This window comes from Blautia sp. HCP3S3_D9, assembly GCF_052063845.1.
Classification (GTDB): Bacteria; Bacillota; Clostridia; order Lachnospirales; family Lachnospiraceae; genus Blautia_A.
In genome coordinates this window covers 18856-39745 of the sequence record NZ_JBQHWS010000017.1, presented here as the reverse complement: position 1 = coordinate 39745, position 20890 = coordinate 18856, and the positions used below count along the sequence as shown (strand labels likewise).

Here is a 20890-nt window from a genome sequence, read left to right as displayed (position 1 = left end):
TATATTGAAAAAAGAGGTAGATATATGGGTGCTGAATTTGACGAAGGTGCAGATTTTTCTGGAAATATGGACTTGGGAAGCGATTTTTCTGAAAGTATAAATGACACGGGAGAGATTTTTGAAAGCCCGGAGGTATCAGAATATGCAAATACAGAGGAGTTTTCGGATGATATAGGGGAAGATATTTCTGATGAAGGAATGGAAGATGCATTTGAGTCCTCAGAATATGAAAATGATGCTACAGATGAAATATCAGAAGATATAGAAGAAGCTGACGATGCTTTGGATGATGAGATAGCAGAGGAAATCCCTGAGGACATCGAAGTAGAGGAACAGTTATCAGAAGATGACAATCTGGAAGAGGAGACTATATATGATGATAGTGATGTAATGAAAGAAAATAAGACAGCAATGCAAGAACTTTCATCATATATGAATGAACATAATTATGGACCAAATGATTTTGAGGAATATTCACAGGATCCAGAGTGGCAGAGACTGCATAAGGAGGCTTTTCCAGACTGGGAGGGAAGACTGGACATTTCAGTAGCAGAAGATATGGAAGAAAGTGATATTGCTATGAGTAGTGATGAAATAGCGGAGGAAATCCCTGAGGACGTTGATGATGAGGAACAGGTTGTAGAAGTTGATAATATGGAAACAGATACAGCTTTGAATAATGAGATGGATGGAGAAGTGGTGCAAGAAATCAGAGATAATGAAGATCTCGGACAAGATCTATTGAATAGATTTGAAACGTGTCAACACAAAAATGGCTCAGATTATTTCGTGAAGGGAGATAATTACGAGCAATTCGAAAATGATTATTATTCAGGTAATGGAGCTGAGTATACTGTTTATGATACACCGATAGAAAAGGAAGTTTCACCAAGTCAGATAGAAGGAATTCATCTGGGAAAAGAGGAGATAGAAAATCCATCAGTTTTTTGGAGACAACATGAAAATGGTGGTACCGCTGAAAGCTTTCAGAAAATTGCCAGCCATATACCGGAGGTCAGAGAACGACTTGAAGCGGGTGCAACATTGGATGATCTGGAGGACGATCCGGTGTTGGCGGATTGTGCCGGAATTTATTTCAGAAACAAGCCGGAAGTTATAGAAAGAAATGGGTATTATGAATTCAACAGCAATGGACGTCATCGAATTATGGCGGCACGAAGCCTGGGGTATGATATTCCGGTAAAAATTGTTGGAAAAAGGTCATGATTACAATAATTTATAAAATCGTTTTGTGATTGCAAGATGAGGTGATATGTAAAGTATGTCAGACTGGGAAATGGATAACGAATTTTCAGATATAAACAATGAGATGCTGGATGCAAGTGAATCAGAACTTTCAGAGAAGAACAGTGATATGTTGGAAATTCCAGAGGATACGGAAATTGAAGAGGAACAATTGATGGATTCAGAAGAAGTTACAGAAATTCCAGAGGATACAGACGATGAGCAAAAAACACTGTTTACAGAAGAAGAAATTCAGGAAAATATAAGAAGAACTCCTATTAATAATGGTGAATGGAGCGGAGAGCGTGGTGAAACATTGTGGATTCCGGCAGACGACAAGGTACAGGAACTCTTAGAACGGTATGAGGTAGGTGGCATTGAATATACAGATGGAATTCCGGATTTCAGTAAGCTGTCAGCATTCGAATACAATTTAAATGAAGATGAACTGAAAGAAAAAAATTCAGTGCAATTTCAAAGCTGTAATGATGGACTTTCGGATTATTTTTCAGATTTGGCAGATAGATATACTGGTGAAGAGTGTGATGATCCATTGAAAAATGCAGAGTATAAAGAAATATTAAAAGATACATTTAAATGTGATGAGAGTGAGATAAATAATATCCAGATAGCTCTGGAGCAGAGAGAAAAACCAGAGGGATACACATGGCATCATGCCGAAAGGGAAGGTGTTATGCAACTGGTGAAAACAGAAATCCATAATTCCGGCAGACATCGTGGTGGACAGGTAATCTGGAGTGGTGGTAATGAGAATCGATAATTGAAATTAAGAAACTTAAAACAGGAGGAATTAATATGGCTTTTTTTAGATATAATCCAAACGAAGTAGCATATGTTGGAGGGAAAAAACACTGGACGGATGTTATAAAGAACAGTGGTCCAGGAGAAATGCTTATATGGCGCCAGCCGGAAGAGGATTTTAATACAAATTCAACGCTAGTCGTTATGCCAGGAGAGCAGGCTTTTTTTGTTAACGGTGGTGTTGTAGAACAAGTATTTGAAGAAAGTGGAACTTATAAACTGAATACACAGAATTATCCTTTTATAAGTAGATTAAGAAATTCATTTTCTGGTGGAATCAGCACGTTTAACTGTATTATTTATTTTGTAAGAAAAGCTCACAGTGCGGAAATATTTTGGGGGACTAGTTCACCGCTTCAGGTGCGAGATAAATTACTGGGAATTGCTACGAAGATGAAAGCAAGAGGATCCTACAAGGTTTCTGTTGAGAATCCAGTGTTATTTATGGAAAAGTTGGTGGGAAATAACGTATCATTTCAGTCTCAGGAAGACCTTAATAGGTATTTTATGAATGAAATGCAGATGGGAATCCGGTCAACACTTACGAAGTTTTTAAATACGATTAAAATAGAATTGCTTGGAATCGAAGAGTATATTGTTGAGATTGCAGATGCTGTTTATCCTCTTATTCAGAAAATGCTGGAAGAGTATGGATTGAAATGTGAAAAATTTGTTATTGCTGCGTTGGAAATTGATGATGATGAACTCAGAAGACGATATGATGAAATTGGAATGGAAAAAATCGATAAATTACGCAACGCAACGGCTGATAGTGAAGTCGTAGATACATTAGGAGAAAAATGGAAAATATTACAGGCGGCAAGTATACTGAAAGATCTTGCAAATAATCCTGGTGCAGGGGGTGTAGCAGCAGGAGGTGCGGGTATTGGTATGGGAATAGCAGCCGCTGATATTTTTGGCGTTCTTGCACAGCAATTGATGGCACCAATGAATTTAGATAATACTCAGCGAACATCGACCCCATCTGATTCACGATGGACTGTAGGACCTGGCCGTTATTCAGTGAAAAAAAATGCAACAGAAAAACGACGGGAAAATGATGAATCCAAAAGAAGCCCTGTGGAAGTTTTAGGCGAATTGAAACAGATGTTGGACATGGGATTTATTACTAAGGAAGAATATGAGATCAAAAAAAAGGAAGTATTAAGTAGAATGTGAGGAGCATTATGAATAAAAAATCAGGACTCTGGATTGCATTAGATTCGGTTTTTATTATTGTATTTAATATTATTTTTTTTACAATGATATATGATGCAGTTTCGGCTGCAATATGGATTACGTATGTTTTTATTCATATTGCATATGCAATGCTTGTAATTACTCCATTACTGACACGGAAAGGGAAACATGCACATCTGTTTGGAACAACTATTGCGGCAGTCTCTTCGGTGTATTTTATAGCTGTTCTGATCATAGGTATAGTTTGTATTGCTGTTCGACCAGATACGGTAAAGTGGATAGTTATTGTTGAAATTATATTCCTGGGAATATATGCGGCTATTTTACTGATAAATATGATTGCTAATGAGCATACGGCAGATATTCAGGAAAAACAGGATATTCAGATTCAACACATAAGAGGATGTTCGGCCAGGCTTAATTTGTTGATTTCACAGGTTGAAGATAAGAAACTGCGTAAGAAGATACAAAAAGCATATGATGTCGTACATTCGAGTTCGATTAAGAGCAAACCAATTGCTGGAAAATATGAGTTGGAAGTGCTCACATTACTTGAAGCGGTAGAAGAAGCAATAGAAACAAGCAATGTTGAGAGTGCAGAAAAAGCTCTGGATTCTCTGATAAAAGCTGCTCAGAAAAGAAATTCGTTGGTATAAACCAAAATGTTTATCGATTCTCATATACAGTTAATACATTTTATGTATGAATCCACAGTTCCATGTATTATGGGTTCTGATGACCAAGACGGGATTTAGTACATGGATAGGGAGTAAATGATAGGAAGATTTGCAGGTAGAGGCATTCGGGGGTCATCGAACCGGGAATAGAGTTGGAATCCAATTATAAGATTCTGGAATTAGCTGATAAGTATTCGAATTTTTGTATCCTTCAGTAGGAGTGCATCCAACTCGCACAATACATACAAAATGGACAAAGAGAAAAAAGCTTGTCAATCTGGCGCATAATCCAAACACAATTGCTATTGGTGAGAACGAGCTGGATTATCACTATAAAAGAATCCGGCAGCATAGGATTAGGCAGAAAATGTGGTTTATATGACATCTGAAGCTGGTATATGCGAACAATCTACCATTGATCTTACATATAAGAATTGTTGATGAAGATGTCATAAAAATTCTCGGGAATTATAAGAATAAGTTGAATAGTGGAATATATCACTGCTTTAACCAGGGATTGGACATTGCAGATACTTATACAAAAGAACTGAGGTTTATGCTGGGAATAGGCGGGGCTCTTCTGCAGGACAATTATGAAAAACTTGAACAAACTGTCGGACAAACCCCGTTGGAGTATTTGATCTTGGAAACAGACGGTCTATATGTAAAACTGACAAAACCTGAAAATATAACGGGTAAGAAATGGAAAAAGGCAAGAAATATCAGTTTGATGATACCTGATGTGGCAAGGAAAATTGCCAGATTAAAAAATATTGATGTGTCGGACGTGGAGCGAATCACAACTGAGAATGTAATAAGGTGTTGCTGATTTCTCAGTTTGTCACTAATCAGATTTGCTCCCATGTCACAGATTGGCTAAGTTTTGTGTCATTGGCATTTTTGTGCAATCCGGCAGATTTCCTGCCGGATTATCTGTTTCATTTACAATGTTACATATGAGCTGAGTACTTCAAGTGCTTTTACGATACTGATGATGTCCACCTTTGACAGCTCCGGATCGTCCTGTTCAAGGCGTTCCCTGTTCCAGAAGCAGTCCGACAGGGACGATATTTCTGTGCCAATCCCCCAGTTGGGAATACACAGATACTTTCCATATGCATGTTTTCCTACCAGCAGATGGAAAGTGCTTCCACGGACGGTCACCTCAAACTCATTTCTGTTTATGTTTAATGGACGGATATGACCGGTCCAGTTTTTTTCATTGCTGTCCGGATCACTGCACTGGTAATAGGATCCCATATCAGACATCACCTCCCAGCATTTCATGTTCAATGATATATATAACGCACCAGATGTTCATCGATCAGGCGTTTTCCCTGCTGGCTGGCATACATCAGGCTCTTTTCGCAGATGCGGTTGATACGCCGCGGGATCCCGGTAGATTCTTTATAGATATCGTCCAGTGCCCTGTCTGTGAAGATATCCTGCCTTCCCCCGGCATAGACCAGATGTGATAAGATATATCTTTCGGTTTCTGCCCTGTCAAAGTGTGGCAGGACACAGTTGATATCAATACGCTGCCTTACTGCCGCATACCGTTGCAGCCGGAGCTTGTCCCACAGTTCTGTCTGTCTTGCCAGTATGAGCGCCATGGGACTCATGGAATCGAATCTGTAATTCAGTAGAAAACGGAACTCCTCGATCGTTTCCTTTTCCAGGAGATGTGCTTCGTCCAGGATGCAGACAACTTTCTTTTTCTGTACACCCCGGATGATCTCCACTTCTTTCTGGAGCTGGCGTTTTGCATCCCCTCTGTAAAACTTCGATTCGATCCCCAGCTGGTCCAGCATACTTTTATAAAACCAGCGTGGGGTCAGTTTGGAATCAGGGAGGGACGGGTTCTTATCACAGAAAGCGCCTATCTTAAGAGGATGCACCGTAAAAGGTTCCATACCATGGTAAGAGACCGTCAGGATTTCCGGCACCATGGGATCATATGCGATCCCGACGGTGCAGCCGATCAGGGCAGGGCGGGTCTCAAACTTCTTTCCCCTGAAACTGATGCCATGCACCTTTGTCCACCAGACGTTCCTCATGGTGCAGGAAGGCTTCCGCAACCACAGAAGTATCCAGAAAAGTAAGCGGCCTGGTATCGCGGTTCCATTCCTGGACTGGGAAGATCCCTCCTTCCGGCACAGGTACCCCCATGTTCTCATAGTATTCCCGGATCCCTGCGTGCGGGGAAGTATGGTAGTATTCTTCCAGATAGTTGCTCCAGTGACGGTTCAGTCTTTCCAGTGTCTGGATGTTGTGCACTTTTACTTCCGCCAGAAATTTATCTACGATCTGATGAAACTTTTCACATTTGCCCTTGGATTTTCCGCTGCGGACAGGGGTATGTCGGATTGTGATCCCCAGTCTGGACAGGGAAGATCTCAGCTGTCTGGCAATGTACTGTGAACCGTTGTCGAAATAGCAGGCATCAAATTTTCCTGCCTTGAGTATGGCTTTATGGAAAGTATCTTTCACGATGGATTCTTCCTGGTTATCATAAAACCTTGAATGGAGTACGTAACGGGAATGGTCATCAATGGCTGAGGACAGATACGTCTGTACCATTGCACCGTTTTTTCCAATGGGGAATTTGATCCCATATTTAATATCCCCCTGTATCAGCATCATCCGGTGTGGCTTACAGAAACGTTTGGATGAACTGTTCCGGGCATCCCGGTACATCTGCAGCTGTTTCTAGCCGAATCCGGCATTATAGAGATGCCTCTGCATGGTGGAGCGTTTCAGCGTCCCTGCAGGTGCCCAGCCTTCCAGTTCCAGGATGTATGATCTGGTTTACAGACCGTGTCGGGACTTCCCTTTTCAACTGGACTGCCTGTTCCAGGATCTCCTTAAAGTTATCCGGCAGCTTTGCGGAATTCTGTTTCGGACGCTCTGCCGGTTTCAGTCCGGAAAATCCCTGTTTTTTGAAAGCAACTTCATAACGGTACAGGCTTCGCAGGGAGATCCCGTTCCTGGATGCGATATCCTCCCTCATCTGGAGACGTTTTGCCGGATCAAGGGAGCCTTCCAGTAATGGTGCGATCAGCGTGTAGCGTTCCAGGGCTTTCCCGTCGCGCCATTTGTTATCTTTGGTTGTATTCATAGTTATGATTCCTCCTTTGAGAGGAACTTACCATATCTTTACGGATGACAGCAAAACAAAGCCGGTGCATAGGGAAACTGTATCACGGGACAAGAAAACCACCGGAATCATAGATGAACCTCAGTATTGTTTCCAGCCAGGTATACAGAGAACTGCGTAGCATTTTAAGCAGCGGCATGCCGGACATCAGCAGTTCTTCACTGAATCCCGGCAGACGGTGGCCGACAGACCTTAAATAACCATCTATCCTTAACGTATTCTTCATCAGCCAGTGATGCCAGTGGTGCATGGTCATCTCACAGGGATAATCCGCAGAATCTTTATCATATGGGGTAACCTGCCCATTCAGGACACCGTATATGACTTCAGCAGTGTAATGTTTGTATGGGACCAGAAAATCCGGCAGTTCCCGGTGAAGGATTCCACATTTCGTGCATTTCATCCGGCGGATGATACAGACATGACGTTCATGTCCTTCCTGTAGCAGGATCCTTTTGCAGGAATCCCTGTAGGAGAGTTCTTCCATACAGACTGGACAGTAGGATATGGCGCTGCTTTTAATTAAAAATATCGTCTTCCTCATTGTACGAAACAGAATAATCTGATATAATAATCATGGTTTCAAAACCATGATCCCAGAGTATACGTCTTGTCAGGAGGAGGCTCTGGGATTCCTTTCTTTACTGTATTAATGACAGTATACAGGGTAACTCAGAGACAGGCAACAAGGTCTTTGTATTGCCATCTAAAGTTGCCATCAACATAAGGGCATTCAGATAGGATATGAAGCGACACATTTGATAAGCGACGGTATTTTGATTAAACCTCAGAACTCATTCCCACCATCACTATGGACTCAAATGTCCCGCCATTATCAATCCACTGGCAGGTGCCGTCGTACCTGTCGACAATATCTTCAATGATCGCAAGACCGAAGCCATGAGACCAGGAATCGGTCTTGTTTGTTTTGTGATCAAACTTTTGGGCAGAATCTTTGCTATTGGTCATATGTATCGCGAGAAAGTTGGCGTTCTGTTTCGCGGTAATCTGGATAAAGGGACTATCTGAGTGGGACTGCTGGCAGGATTCAATGGCATTATCCATCAGGTTAAAAAATATGCTACTCAGATCACTGCTTTTAATGCCTGTTTTTTCTGGCAGAAGTAGCTGAAAGTTGGTCTGGATGCCATGCTGTGTGGCAAGATGGCGTTTGCTGTCCAGAACAGCGTTGATCAGGTTGTTGTTGCATACCGGGTGAAAGCTTTCCTGTCGGAATCCGTTTGTGAGTGCGTCCAGGTAGGCGGTAGCTTTTTCGTAATCGTGAGCTTCCATCATAGCCCGGTAGGTCTCAAGCTTCTGTTTGATGTCCTGTTGAAGGGAGAGAGCCCGTTGTCTGTACTCTGCAAGAGTATGGTTTTGTTCTTCCTTAAGTTTCTGCTGTTGCTCCAGTGCCAGAAGTTCAGCCGTCTGGCGGGCATCCTTTATTGCGTCCATGGTAATCGAAAAGAGAAAATAAAAAGTGCCTGTGATTGACAGAATGCTGACTATGAGTAGGAATAAATTATAGGACGAACTGGAATCGTATATTGCACTGTAGTATATATGGATTATGCACAATGCCAGAGTCACAGAGATAGAGAGGCATTTAAATGTTTTTTTCTTTTTCATAGGTGTTTTCCTTTGTGATTATTCAGAAATATTGTGAAGATATTTAACAGCTTCTTCGTGTTTCCCGATTTTCATTAGATAATTCATAGAAAGAAGATGATTTTCAATATCATGATTCCATTTTCGCAGATTTTGATATTCGTCAGTAATAGCATCGAAAAACTCCAGCTGGTCCTTCAAAAGTTCAATTTGTTTTTTGCGCAGGATCCGATTCCTTTCCTGAATTTGGACATTTTTTAATCCACGCACGAAAATCGTAACAATGGGAAGGGATAATGTTAGAAAAATGATAAAACGCAGCTTAGATTTTACCAGATAATCATAAAATATGGAAAAAATAATGAAAAACCAATAGATAGGAAAGAAAATCTGGGCAAAAAATTTAATGCTGTAATATCGTATAAAAATACTGGAAAAATCTGAAAGCGATTTAAACATAAGAGTGCCGACGGTGAGCATAATAGAGAACATGATTACCAAGTCTGTGGATGAAGTAACAGAATTCATGCTGATGTAGGTTTTGGAAGAATGAAAAAAAAGCTTCTGCATGCTGACATACAGAGACATTACAAGCATTTCCATCAGTGCGAAGATGCAGGAACAGAGAACATAGGCAAGCAATTTCTTTCGGATGGAGCCGTAGTGAAAGAGAACGATTGACAGAATATTGGTGAGCTGAACAAGAATAGTCGGAATTCCAACCGAAAAGATTTTGCGTCCCACTATTACGATAACAATATAGAGAAGAAGAATCAGCAGATAAGTTTTAAGAGGGGAAAATTTCTCCTCCATAAGTTGTTTGCAGAAATAAAATACCCATACCGAATAAATCAGGGAGGTAAAAATAATTACTTTATCATACATAAGAAATGGAACTCCTTTATATTTGAAATTTTATAAAACATATTCAGTATATCATAATGAACATAATAAAATACCTGGTTTATGGGCAAATTCCGAAAATGTTATACTGGAAGATAATAAATAACTAAGACTTTTCATGTCCAAAAAGGGATTCGAACCTTGCTACGAGTTTTATTTTCGTAGCAAGGTTCAACATACCTTATTGCTGTGGGAAGTTTTAGTTATTTTCTATTAGGCTAATGAAGTTCCCTGTTTTAACCGAATCAAGTAAGTTCCCTGCTTCAATTGCGAAGAGCAATAAGCAGTGGGTGGGGACTTGCGAAATGCAGTTACAAGCAGGGAACTTTATATTAATGCTGTTTTATTTCATGGCATTCTTAATAGCAGCCAGCAGTTCATCATATTCTTCATAAGCCGGAATCTCCGGATAATCTGCCTTGATCTTATCTGTGCTGCGGAACAGGAATCCTGCTTTGCTTGCCTGGATCATACCGAGGTCATTGTAGGAATCGCCGCTTGCGATTGTATCGAATCCGATAGACTGCAGAGCCTTTACGGTAGTTAACTTGGATTGCTCGACTCTCATCTTAAATCCTGTGATCTCGCCGTTATCTGCAACTTCAAGTGTATTGCAGAATAAAGTCGGTCTGCCAAGCTTCTCCATCAGAGGTGCTGCGAACTGTGTGAAAGTATCGCTGATCAGAATTACCTGAGAGAAAGAACGAAGTTCATCCAGGAATTCTTTTGCACCTGGAAGTGGATCAATTTTTGCGATAACCTCCTGGATCTCTTTTAAGCCAAGTCCATGCTCTTTCAGAATTCCAAGTCTCCAGTTCATCAGCTTATCGTAATTCGGCTCATCGCGGGTAGTTTTCTTTAATTCCGGGATTCCGCTTGCCTCTGCAAATGCGATCCAGATTTCCGGTACCAATACGCCTTCTACGTCAAGACATGTAATATACATAATGATAGTTCCTCCTCTTGTCTGTTTGTCAGATGCTGTTGCTATGATAGTTGACAGTCACTGACTTTTGCGTTTTATCGCTGTGCTTAATGAAAATATCTTAACATATTCTTATCAGGGTTGCAATTATTAAAATGGAATATACTGCCAGATTTCCAGCAGGTCTTCGCTAGAGTGTGTCTGAAAAATCATTCCCGCAATCTGCACGCCCCACTTTGCGGGATATTTCACCCGAATTCAGTTGCCGTAGCCCGCTACGGCGCCCTCATCCGGGCAAAATATCCCACAAATTGTGACGCACATCTTGCAGAAAGCCTTTTTCAGACACGCTCTAATATCAAACGCTATGTAATATATTTCAGAAGTAATTTTTCTCAAAAAGAAGTTGACAATTCATATACACGTTCCTATAATAGTAAAAAGTTAGGATACGAACTATTAGGATGTTAACTAATTTAAAAGCTATTAAATTTATCAGCTTAAAGGAGGTGTGAAGTGTGGATGAAGAATCGAAAATTAAAGTAGAAGATATGCATATGGGAAGGCTGATCGGTATTCTTTCTCATCAAATGGTCAGAAACAGGAATAATCCGTCAGTTGTAATGGAATCAGACGAACTCACTGCGATGCAGAAACATGTACTGAAGTTTATTCTTCTGGAAACTTTACACAGTGACATTTATCAGAAGGATATCGAAGAGGAATTTCAGATACGGAAATCAACTGCTACGGGGATCCTTCAGCTGATGGAGAAGAAAGGTTTTATTTACAGGGAATGTGCGAAGCAGGATGGACGTCTGAAGCGGATCGTACCTACTGATAAGGCGAAGGACATTCTTCCGGCGATTCTGGAGCATATCGATGAGACAGAACGCTGCCTGGAAAAAGGAATTCCGAGGGAAGATGTAGCTTTGTGTAAGCGAGTGCTGTGGATGATGCACAGGAATCTGGAAGAACTGCAGCGAAAACAAGGCTGCGATTCAAAAAAACGTGAAAAGTAAAAGATATAACTGTTCAGTATTTTCGCAGGCAGTCAAACTGCTGAACAGTTACATAAAATTTATAATTAAGGAGGACATCGACAAAGATGAATAAGAAACTTTTACGTTCAGTCCGGGAATACAAGAAGCAGTCTGTACTGGCTCCGGTCCTTGTAATCCTGGAAGTACTGATGGAAGTTCTGATTCCTCTGGAGATGGCGAAGATTATCGACGTAGGTATTGCAAACGGAGATATGAGCTATATCATCCAGTGTGGAGTCATCCTTGTTGCAATGGCAATGCTTTCCCTGTTCTTCGGCGTACAGGCCGGAAATATGGCAGCAGTTGCAGCAGCAGGATATGCAAAGAATTTACGACACGATATTTTTTATAAGGTGCAGGATTTTTCCTTCAAAAATATCGACCACTTTTCAACCTCAGGTCTGGTCACACGACTGACCACTGATATCACAAACGTACAGCAGGCATATATGATGAGCATCCGTCTTCTTGCCAGAGCACCGTTTATGATCATCCTGTCATGGATCATGACACTGACGATCAACAAACCGATCGCAATGCTTTTCCTGATAGTTGTTCCTGTTCTTGGCGGTACACTGATCTTTATTGCGAAAAAGGCACATCCGCATTTCATCAAGGTATTTGATGAATATGACAATCTGAACAATTCCGTTCAGGAGAATGTAAATGCCTCACGTGTAGTTAAGGCTTTCGTAAGAGAGGACTATGAGATTGAGAAATTCCATGGAATTTCCAGATATGTTTATGATTTGTTTACCAAAGCAGAGAAAATTGTTGCATGGAACTCACCGGTTATGATGTTTGCCATATATACTGTAATCATTATCATTGTTGCGATCGGCGGAAGAGGAATTGTTCTCGGCGGCATGGAGACCGGTGAGCTGACAAGTATCATTGTCTATGCACTTCAGATTCTCATGTCCCTGAACATGGTAACCTTCGTGTTTGTTATGATCATGATAGCAGAAGCATCTACAGACCGTATTGTAGGGGTTCTGGATGAAGTTCCTGAAATGCAGGATAAAGCTGATGCAGTGAAAAATGTGGCAGATGGTTCTATTGACTTTAATCATGTAGATTTCAGCTATGCAGGAGAGGGAGGAAATCTTTCTCTGAAGGATGTAAACCTTCATATTAAATCCGGGCAGACAGTAGGTATCATCGGCGGAACCGGAAGTGCCAAGTCTACCCTGGTGCAGCTGATTCCCAGACTCTATGATGTCACAAAGGGTAATGTCCAGGTAGGCGGCGTGGATGTACGCAATTATAATCTGGAAGTACTTCGTGACCAGGTTTCCATGGTACTTCAGAAAAACGTACTGTTTTCAGGAAGTATCTATGACAACATTCGCTGGGGTGATGAACATGCCAGTGAGGAAGAGGTTCAGCGGGTCTGTAAGCTGGCCCAGGCAGATGGATTCGTCAGTGAGTTCCCGGATGGCTACGATACAATGATCGTTCAGGGCGGTAACAACGTATCCGGCGGTCAGAAGCAGCGTCTGTGTATTGCAAGGGCTCTTCTCAAGAAACCGAAGATCCTGATTCTGGATGACTCTACCAGTGCAGTAGATACAAGAACAGATGCCCTGATACGTAAGGCTTTCCGCGAGGAGATCCCGAACACAACAAAGATCATTATCGCACAGCGAGTTTCTTCTATTGAAGATGCAGATCAGATCATTGTACTGGATGACGGTAAGATCGCAGGTGTGGGTACTTCAGAAGAACTGCTGAAGACAAATGATATTTACAGAGAAGTATATGAATCACAGGTCAAAGGAGGCGGAGACGATGAATAAGAAGAAAAAACTAGATCAGAATACCATCCAAACTGCCAAAAGACTTCTGAAATATATGACAGGAACCCATAAGATACAGTTTATCATCGTATTTATCTGCATCTTTATCAGTTCCGCAGCAAGTATTGCAGTATCCCTGTCCCTGAAATTTCTGCTGGATGACTTTATCATCCCGCTGATCGGACAGACAGATCCGAATTTTGCAGAACTCTATAAGGCACTTGCAGTCCTTGGCTGTATTTTCGCACTTGGTGTGATTGCAACATTTATTTATACCCGAATGATGGTTTATATCGGTCAGGGTGTGCTTAAAAGTATTCGTGATGATATGTTCGAGCATATGCAGACTCTTCCAATCCGTTATTTCGATCAGAATACAAACGGATCTGTCATGAGCCTCTATACCAACGATACAGATACCCTGAGACAGATGATCAGTCAGGCGATCCCGCAGGCATTGATGGCACTGTTTACGATTGTGGTTATCTTTATTTCCATGTTATTGTTAAGCCCGCTGCTTACGATTCTGGCAGTTGTGATCATTTTTATTATGCTGAAGGTAACTAATAAGATTGGTTCCAACAGTGGTAAATATTTCATCCGTCAGCAGGTATCTCTGGCAGATGTGACCGGTTTCGTGGAAGAACGAATGAATGGTCAGCGTGTGGTAAAAGTTTTCAACCACGAAGATAAATCAAAAGAAGAATTCGACAAACTCAATGAAGCACTCTTCGAGAGCTCCGCAAATGCCAATAAATACGGAAATATGATGGGACCTGTGATCGGTAACATCGGTAACCTGCAGTTCGTACTGACAGCAGTACTTGGGGGACTTCTCTCTGTAACAGGTGTGGGCGGCATCACCCTCGGTGTTATGGCTTCCTATTTACAGTTCACCAAGAGCTTTACCCAGCCATTCATGCAGGTGGCACAGCAGTTTAATGCCATTGTTATGGCACTTGCAGGTGCAGAACGTATCTTCAGGCTCATTGACGAGAAGCCGGAAGAGGATGAAGGTTATGTAGAACTTGTTAATGCAAGAAAGGATGCCAATGGCAATATCACAGAATGCAAAGAGAGAACTGGCATGTGGGCATGGAAACATCCACATTCCGCAGATGGCTCCGTTACTTATACAGAACTTACAGGAGATGTCCGCTTCGAAGACGTGACATTCGGATATAACCCGGACAAGGTTATTCTGAAAGACATCAGCCTCTTCGCCAAACCTGGTCAGAAACTTGCTTTCGTAGGTTCCACAGGTGCAGGAAAGACAACCATCACTAACCTGATCAACCGTTTCTACGATATTCAGGAAGGTAAGATCCGCTACGATGGAATCAACATTACAAAGATTAAAAAGGACGACCTGAGACGCTCTCTGGGAATCGTACTTCAGGATACTCACCTGTTTACAGGAAAACATCCGCTATGGAAAACTGGATGCCACAGATGAGGAAGTATACGAGGCAGCAAGACTGGCTCATGCAGACCAGTTTATCAAAATGCTTCCAAAAGGTTACGATACCATGTTAAGCGGAGACGGTGAGGAACTGTCCCAGGGACAGCGCCAGCTTCTCTCCATTGCAAGAGCAGCAGTAGCCAATCCGCCTGTACTGATTCTGGATGAAGCAACTTCAAGTATTGATACCCGTACAGAGAGTATCGTACAGAAAGGTATGGATAACCTGATGAAAGGCCGTACTGTATTTGTAATCGCCCATCGACTTTCAACCATCAGAAACAGCGATGCCATCATCGTACTGGATCATGGAAAGATCATTGAAAGAGGCGACCATGAAGACCTTATCAAGTTAAAGGGAACTTATTATCAGCTTTATACAGGTAAGCTGGAACTATCTTAGGAATCTGAAAATTATTTTGTATATAATAGGGGCATGACAGATTTGACAATAAATCTGTCATGCCCCTTGAATTATGCACAAAAACATTAAATTTCCTGAAAGATTTTTGGTAAAAATTACAGCTATGAGACCTTCATGAGACCATGGCGGTATATACTGATAATAAGGTATCTATTGTGATTGAGTAAAATTATTGTATGAAACAAATGAAATATTCAGAAAAAGGAATGTTTAAAGAATATTATACATATATTACCGGTGGCAGGAAAAGTGATTCGAAAGAGTCTAAATATGCACAAAAGATTACACTAAGATACTGAGAGAATAAAAAGGCTTAGAGAATAAGCAATAGAAAGGAGAGAGAGTTTATGAAGAAGACAACGAGATGGAAAAGGATTCTTGCGATTGTGCTTACTGCTTTGATGGTATTGTGTAATCAGACCATTTTATTTGCAGATGCGACAGTGCAAGATACAGAACAGGAAACTGAAACTTATCAAGAATCTCAGCAAGATACAGAACAAGAGTCTGATATGGAACAATATCAGAATGTTGAGGAGTCAGAGAAAGATCAGACGGCAGAGGAAGGACAGCCGGAGAAAGATCAGACGGCAGAGGAAGGACAGTCGGAGAAAGATCAGACAGCAGAGGGGCAGCCAGAGACAAAACCAGAGCAGGATGCTTCAAAGGAAACTCAGGAACCTACAACTGAAAATAAGACGGTTTACTATACAGTGAGATTCCTCGATAAAGATGGTAAGGAAATTACCAGCCAGAGAATTGCAGCCGGTCAGTCTGCAACAGCGCCAGCAGCACCGGATGTTGAAGGATATCGATTTAATGGATGGGACAAAACATTCGACAATGTAACAGAGGATCTTAATGTACGGGCAATATATGTTAAAATCGGAGATAAGGTTACATACACAATTAATTATCAGTTTAGCGATGGAACTGCAGCCAGTCAGCCATGGGTTGCACAGCTTGAAGTTGGAACAGAATACTCCAACACTATTGTATCGCCGGAAATCACAGGTTTTACACCTGATAGAATATCTGTAGAATTCAGCGGAATAGTAGAAGCTGATCAGACAATTACAGTTACCTATTCAGGCGCAGAGACATCATATACAATACAGCATATGTTACAGAATGCAGAGAATGATGAATATACGCTGGATTCTAATAATACAGAGACAAAAACGGGTACTGTTGGACTGATGACAGCAGCAGAAGCAAAAACAACTTACGATGGTTTTACTGCACTGCCGATCAGTCAGGCAACGATCAATGCAGATGGCAGCACAGTTGTCAAGGTATATTATGACAGAAATGTTTACCGTCTGACCTGGGATACAGATGGCGGAAGTTATGAACAGCCTGTAGATATCAGATATGGTGCAACAATTGGCAAACCAGATAATCCTACAAAGTTAGGTTATACTTTTAAAAAATGGGAAGGCATCCCTGAAGATGGTAAAATGCCGTCACATGACCTTACAGTCAAAGCAATATGGGAAGAAAATCAGACAGCTCAGTATAAGGTTATCCACTGGCAGGAATCCCTGCAGGCTCCGGGAACTTATGAAGTAGCTCAGGATAGCGGCGGAAATGCAGCTATAGAAACTGAGACAGGAAAAGTCGGCGATGTAATCAGATATTCTCCTAAGTCTTATGAAGGATTTGAATTAGATTCTAAGAAAAGTAACGGAGATGTAAAGATAACATCTGACGGTACTGCAGTAAAGAATGTTTACTATAACAGGAGAACATATAGCATTAAATTTAAGAAATGGAATAGATGGAATAGGCAGTGGCAGGAAGATGAAAGCTTACGTATAACTGCGAGATATGGCGAAGATGTTTCTGCTCAGTGGAATGATGCAGCACATAGTCAGTATCAATGGGCAACAAGTCCAGGGGGAAATGTATATTATACATTGTTTTCAAATATGCCGGCACAAAATATTGACACATATGCTGACCAAAAGGGAACAGGCAAAAAAATTATTTATTATGTTGAAGGACTAGATGGAAAGAGAATAGAATATGCTTCTTTTGATGTTGCAAGAGACGTGACGCTTACAAAGGAAGATATAATGCCGATTGATGGATTTAGATACAAAGAGTGGCATAATAGTCAGCCATGGTCAAGGGAAAATCTCTGGCTGTATTACACCAGAAATTCTTACACCATCACTTTCCAGAACTGTACAGGAGTTAACGATCTTTCTGTGAAGTTTGAAGCTCCGCTGAATAATCTTAAACCGGCAGACGGATCTGTAGGTACACCTGCAAATGTAGAGAGTGATTATACCTTTGCAGGATGGTATACATCACCAAGCTGCGAGGACGGAACAGAATTTGACTGGAGCGGCACAATGCCATCTCATACCATTACTCTGTATGCTAAGTGGCAGGCACCGATTTATACCGTTACATTTGAAACAAACGGAGGAAGTTCGATAGATCCGATACCTGTGAAGAAGCATCAGGCTCTGGGAGATATTCCTAAGACTGTCAAGGAAAATGATGAATTCCTCGGCTGGTATACAGATCAGGGTCTGACTCATAAATATGTTGAAAGTCTTCAGATCGTAAAAGATATAACACTTTATGCAAAATGGAAAAATACAAATGTATATACTTATTGTATTGTAGCGGTAACCAGGGATAAGGACGATAATGAGACAGAAATTCAAAGAGGTTGGGAAGGTTCAGTAGTTCAGAATGGAACTGCGAATGTAACAGCTCCAGAAATTGAAGGCTATTATCCAAAAGAAACATCCAAGAGTGTGATCGTTACAAAGAATGGACAGGAGATCAAATTTGTATATGAACCTGTTGCAGAATGGTCTTATACGATCAGATATGTAGATACTGACGAAAAGGATATTGCAGATCAAGTAAAAGTTCGTACCAGAAATACAGTAGAAACTGTAGTTTATAAGGCAATTGCCGGTTATCAGTTAATTTCCGATCCTGTTGTACAGGCTGAAAAAGGAAAAACTGAAACAATTATCTTTAAGTATACAACCAATCAGGCAGTATACAGAGTTGAACATTACAAACAGAAACCGGATGGAAGTTATGCTCTGGAAGAGACAGAAAATAAAGAAGCAGCAGCAATCGGTACATGGGTAACTGCAGAGCCTAAAGGCTACACCGGATATACCTGCATTACTGACACAGATGAGAGAAGTGGTGCTGTTAAAGAAGGACTTGTATTGAAGGTATACTATAACAGAGTTGACTTTACAGTTGGAAATTATACCGGCAAGTATGATGGCACCAGACATACAGCTGAATTTACCGGAGCCGGAATAAAGGGAGATACCTACTATTACAAGACAGAAGATGGACAATGGATATCGTTTAACACGGCTTCAGAGCTTCCGCAGTATGTGGATGCAGGTTCTTATCAGATTTCTGTTAAAGTTGTAAATGATGGTGTAGAAAGTGTTCCTAAAACTGCAACAGTATCAATTCAGCCGAGAGAGATTACTCTGACAAGTGGATCAAATCAGAAGGTTTATGATAGAAAGCCACTGACAAAAGATGAAGTTAACATTACAGGTGATGGCTTTGTGGAAGGAGAAGGTGTAACCTGTGAAGTAACCGGAAGCCGGACAGAAGTAGGAAGCAGTAAAAATACATTTACTTACAAATTCAATGAAGGAACAAAGGAACAGAATTACAAAATCACTCCAGAAGAAGGAGATCTCATTGTTACACCGAGCGCAGAAACAGTAATAGTAAATATCAAGGAACATGGTGGAACAGAGAAATATGATGGAACAGAGAAACGTGTGACAGGCTACGATGTTACAAATATCAGTGATCCAAATTATCAGGTGTCAGATTTCACATTTAAAGGAAATGCAGAGGTAAAGGGAACTGATGCAGATACTTACAATATGGAATTGAAGCCAGAAGATTTCAAAAATACTAATAAAAACTTTGAAAATGTTATTTTTGTAATTGAAGACGGTACATTGACTATCACAGAGAGAAATGTAACTCTTACCAGTGCAGATGATTCTAAGTGCTATGATGGAAAGCCACTGACAAATGATAAGATTACAGTTACAGGTGATGGCTTTGTGGAAGGAGAAGGTGTAACCTGTAAAGTAACTGGAAGCCAGACAGAGGTTGGTTCCAGTCAGAATAAGTTTACTTATGAATTGAATGACGGAACAAAGAGAACAAACTATATCATTACTCCTGTGTTTGGTACATTAACAGTTTCTGATAAGGATGTGCAGGGGGTTATAACCAAGACACATACCGGAGAGAAATTCAGAGTAAATGATCAGGTAACATTTACAATTACCGTTAAAAATATTTACGCTGAGCCGCAGACAATTACCATTTCCGAGATTAATGGAGTGACATTTGACGGACAGAATGTATTTGAGAATGTTGAACCAGGTGCAGAAGTAACTGCAAAGGCAGTTTATACTATTACACAGGCAGATGTTGATAATGGATCCTTTATTAATACTGCTACAGCATTGTTTAGCAATGAACACAGCTATATTGGCACAGATACAGTGCCGACAGAGAAGACCCCAGATCCGGAGCCGATTCCAAATCCGACTCCTACTCCGGTTCCTGCATCCAGTGTTTCTATTGAGAAAACAGCTGATCAGAAAGAAGGCGGATATGCAGCAGGAGATATAATTACCTATACGATCCGTGTGGTAAATAATGGGGAGCAGCAGTTAGCTAATATTCAGGTGTCTGACCCTCTGACAGGTCTGAATGAGACAATTCCGTCTCTGAGAGCAGGTGAAGAGAAGATCTTCACAACAACATATACAGTTACAGAGCAGGATGTATTAGCAGGCAAAATTGTTAATGTGGCAACTGTAAAAGGAACAGACGAAAACGGTAAGACAGTAGAAAACGAAACAACAAAAGAACTGGTAACAGAACAGAAAAACAGTCATCTGACTGTGACCAAAACAACAACCAGCACCCCTGCAGATGGAAAGGCTTATTCTGTAGGTGAAAAAATTACTTATATAATTACAGTAACAAATGATGGAAATGTAACTGTTACAGGAGTACAGGTGACCGATGAGCTGACAGGAAATGTTGGAGATCTGGCATGGAATGTTGATTCTCTTGCACCGGGTGAATCCAGAGAGTTTACAGCTGAGTACACAGTTACAAAGGCAGATGCACAGGCTGGTAAAGTTCACAATGTGGCAGCTGCACAGGGAAACAGCAATGATCCTGAAAAGCCGGATGTGCCGGTAACTCCAGGTGAAACAGAAGATCCGGTTAATCCGGAGGTAACTCCAACAGTTACTCCGAAGCCGAGTGAAACTCCGGAACCAAGTATCACTCCGACACCGGACATTACCCAGGCTCCTGCAGTAACAAAAACTCCATCTGATCCATCTACACCGGTTAATAATGGAACAACAACAAAAACAGCAGTGAAGACAGGAGATACAACTCCGGTTGGTGCGTTTGTAGGATTATTTGCAGCAGCAGCGATCATCGCAGGAGCAGCAGTATACTTCAAACGTCGTAAAAATAGTAAATAGTTAGATAGATAAACCGCTGTAATTAAGTAAAATAACAGAAAGGGAAGTGTGCTTCTGGCATGCTTCCCTTTTTTGTGTTAAAATATTC

15 protein-coding genes and 4 pseudogenes are annotated in these 20890 nt (G+C 41.1%); 10 read left to right on the top strand and 9 right to left on the bottom strand.

The features are described 5' to 3' along the window. The first annotated feature begins 24 nt into the window (after positions 1-24). The 5 genes and pseudogenes from ACTNES_RS05820 to ACTNES_RS05800 all read left to right on the top strand — a co-directional run bounded on the left by ACTNES_RS05820 (position 25) and on the right by ACTNES_RS05800 (position 4773). The gene (locus ACTNES_RS05820; protein WP_441038827.1) at positions 25-1227 is read left to right on the top strand and encodes a hypothetical protein; all 1203 of its coding nucleotides are present in this window, start codon (positions 25-27) and stop codon (positions 1225-1227) included. 55 nt (positions 1228-1282) lie between these two features. Continuing rightward, on the top strand, positions 1283-2026 hold the full coding sequence (locus ACTNES_RS05815) for an HNH endonuclease (RefSeq protein WP_441038826.1): 744 nt from the start codon (positions 1283-1285) through the stop codon (positions 2024-2026). Positions 2027-2061: 35 nt separating this feature from the next. Further along, positions 2062-3246 carry an SPFH domain-containing protein gene (locus tag ACTNES_RS05810; RefSeq protein ID WP_441038824.1) on the top strand — a complete coding sequence of 395 codons (1185 nt, stop codon included), beginning with the start codon at positions 2062-2064 and terminating at the stop codon, positions 3244-3246. 8 nt (positions 3247-3254) lie between these two features. Beyond that, complete coding sequence (locus ACTNES_RS05805; protein WP_441038822.1) at positions 3255-3923, top strand: hypothetical protein; 669 nt, start codon at positions 3255-3257, stop codon at positions 3921-3923. A gap of 223 nt (positions 3924-4146) precedes the next feature. Further along, positions 4147-4773, top strand: a pseudogene (locus ACTNES_RS05800) (TatD family hydrolase). A gap of 113 nt (positions 4774-4886) precedes the next feature. On the opposite strand, the gene ACTNES_RS05795 reads toward ACTNES_RS05800, so the two are convergent. From ACTNES_RS05795 to ACTNES_RS05755, 9 genes and pseudogenes are all read right to left on the bottom strand, one after another. Next, positions 4887-5204: a DUF6618 family protein gene (locus ACTNES_RS05795; protein WP_441038820.1), complete on the bottom strand. Its 318-nt coding sequence runs from the start codon at positions 5202-5204 to the stop codon at positions 4887-4889. A 29-nt stretch (positions 5205-5233) separates the two neighbouring features. Beyond that, entirely contained in the window at positions 5234-6001 is a 768-nt protein-coding gene (locus tag ACTNES_RS05790; RefSeq protein WP_441038818.1) for an ExeA family protein, read from the bottom strand. Beyond that, positions 5943-6587 carry a DDE-type integrase/transposase/recombinase gene (locus ACTNES_RS05785; protein WP_441038816.1) on the bottom strand — a complete coding sequence of 215 codons (645 nt, stop codon included), beginning with the start codon at positions 6585-6587 and terminating at the stop codon, positions 5943-5945. Before ACTNES_RS05785 ends, ACTNES_RS05790 begins: the two co-directional genes overlap by 59 nt. Before the next feature lie 82 nt (positions 6588-6669). Beyond that, positions 6670-7062 (bottom strand): hypothetical protein, encoded by a 393-nt coding sequence (locus tag ACTNES_RS05780; RefSeq protein ID WP_441038814.1) that lies wholly within the window; start codon positions 7060-7062, stop codon positions 6670-6672. 82 nt (positions 7063-7144) lie between these two features. Next, positions 7145-7588 (bottom strand): DUF6431 domain-containing protein, encoded by a 444-nt coding sequence (locus ACTNES_RS05775; RefSeq protein WP_441038812.1) that lies wholly within the window; start codon positions 7586-7588, stop codon positions 7145-7147. Positions 7589-7881: 293 nt separating this feature from the next. Then, positions 7882-8556 (bottom strand): sensor histidine kinase, encoded by a 675-nt coding sequence (locus ACTNES_RS05770; protein WP_441038810.1) that lies wholly within the window; start codon positions 8554-8556, stop codon positions 7882-7884. 192 nt (positions 8557-8748) lie between these two features. Beyond that, positions 8749-9594 carry a hypothetical protein gene (locus ACTNES_RS05765; RefSeq protein ID WP_441038808.1) on the bottom strand — a complete coding sequence of 282 codons (846 nt, stop codon included), beginning with the start codon at positions 9592-9594 and terminating at the stop codon, positions 8749-8751. A 361-nt stretch (positions 9595-9955) separates the two neighbouring features. Beyond that, the gene (gene thrH / locus ACTNES_RS05760) at positions 9956-10558 is read right to left on the bottom strand and encodes a bifunctional phosphoserine phosphatase/homoserine phosphotransferase ThrH (RefSeq protein ID WP_347028814.1); all 603 of its coding nucleotides are present in this window, start codon (positions 10556-10558) and stop codon (positions 9956-9958) included. Between the two features lie 129 nt (positions 10559-10687). After that, positions 10688-10861 (bottom strand): annotated as a pseudogene (locus ACTNES_RS05755) (DUF6783 domain-containing protein). Here ACTNES_RS05755 and ACTNES_RS05750 point away from each other — a divergent pair. The 5 genes and pseudogenes from ACTNES_RS05750 to ACTNES_RS05730 all read left to right on the top strand — a co-directional run. Beyond that, positions 10799-11008 (top strand): annotated as a pseudogene (locus tag ACTNES_RS05750) (DUF6783 domain-containing protein); the annotation flags it as partial. The pseudogenes ACTNES_RS05755 and ACTNES_RS05750 sit on opposite strands and share 63 nt — an antisense overlap. 47 nt (positions 11009-11055) lie before the next feature. Then, positions 11056-11559, top strand: coding sequence for a MarR family winged helix-turn-helix transcriptional regulator (locus tag ACTNES_RS05745; protein ID WP_441038805.1), 504 nt, complete (start codon positions 11056-11058; stop codon positions 11557-11559). 86 nt (positions 11560-11645) lie between these two features. Continuing rightward, positions 11646-13379: an ABC transporter ATP-binding protein gene (locus ACTNES_RS05740; RefSeq protein WP_441038803.1), complete on the top strand. Its 1734-nt coding sequence runs from the start codon at positions 11646-11648 to the stop codon at positions 13377-13379. Further along, positions 13372-15244, top strand: a pseudogene (locus ACTNES_RS05735) (ABC transporter ATP-binding protein). The gene ACTNES_RS05740 and the pseudogene ACTNES_RS05735 overlap by 8 nt, the downstream one beginning before the upstream one ends. A 368-nt stretch (positions 15245-15612) precedes the next feature. Beyond that, entirely contained in the window at positions 15613-20802 is a 5190-nt protein-coding gene (locus ACTNES_RS05730) for a DUF7507 domain-containing protein (RefSeq protein WP_441038801.1), read from the top strand. The last annotated feature ends 88 nt before the right edge of the window (positions 20803-20890 follow it).

Bases quoted from the DNA above. Each gene is read 5' to 3' on its own strand.
- ACTNES_RS05730 (WP_441038801.1), top strand. From the start codon at position 15,613: ATGAAGAAGACAACGAGATGGAAAAGGATTCTTGCGATTGTGCTTACT.
- ACTNES_RS05820 (WP_441038827.1), top strand. From the start codon at position 25: ATGGGTGCTGAATTTGACGAAGGTGCAGATTTTTCTGGAAATATGGAC.
- ACTNES_RS05790 (WP_441038818.1), bottom strand. From the start codon at position 6,001: ATGAGGAACGTCTGGTGGACAAAGGTGCATGGCATCAGTTTCAGGGGA.
- ACTNES_RS05765 (WP_441038808.1), bottom strand. From the start codon at position 9,594: ATGTATGATAAAGTAATTATTTTTACCTCCCTGATTTATTCGGTATGG.
- ACTNES_RS05775 (WP_441038812.1), bottom strand. From the start codon at position 7,588: ATGGAAGAACTCTCCTACAGGGATTCCTGCAAAAGGATCCTGCTACAG.
- ACTNES_RS05805 (WP_441038822.1), top strand. From the start codon at position 3,255: ATGAATAAAAAATCAGGACTCTGGATTGCATTAGATTCGGTTTTTATT.
- ACTNES_RS05770 (WP_441038810.1), bottom strand. From the start codon at position 8,556: ATGGACGCAATAAAGGATGCCCGCCAGACGGCTGAACTTCTGGCACTG.
- ACTNES_RS05740 (WP_441038803.1), top strand. From the start codon at position 11,646: ATGAATAAGAAACTTTTACGTTCAGTCCGGGAATACAAGAAGCAGTCT.
- ACTNES_RS05815 (WP_441038826.1), top strand. From the start codon at position 1,283: ATGTCAGACTGGGAAATGGATAACGAATTTTCAGATATAAACAATGAG.
- thrH (WP_347028814.1), bottom strand. From the start codon at position 10,558: ATGTATATTACATGTCTTGACGTAGAAGGCGTATTGGTACCGGAAATC.
- ACTNES_RS05795 (WP_441038820.1), bottom strand. From the start codon at position 5,204: ATGGGATCCTATTACCAGTGCAGTGATCCGGACAGCAATGAAAAAAAC.
- ACTNES_RS05810 (WP_441038824.1), top strand. From the start codon at position 2,062: ATGGCTTTTTTTAGATATAATCCAAACGAAGTAGCATATGTTGGAGGG.
- ACTNES_RS05780 (WP_441038814.1), bottom strand. From the start codon at position 7,062: ATGAATACAACCAAAGATAACAAATGGCGCGACGGGAAAGCCCTGGAA.
- ACTNES_RS05785 (WP_441038816.1), bottom strand. From the start codon at position 6,587: ATGATGCTGATACAGGGGGATATTAAATATGGGATCAAATTCCCCATT.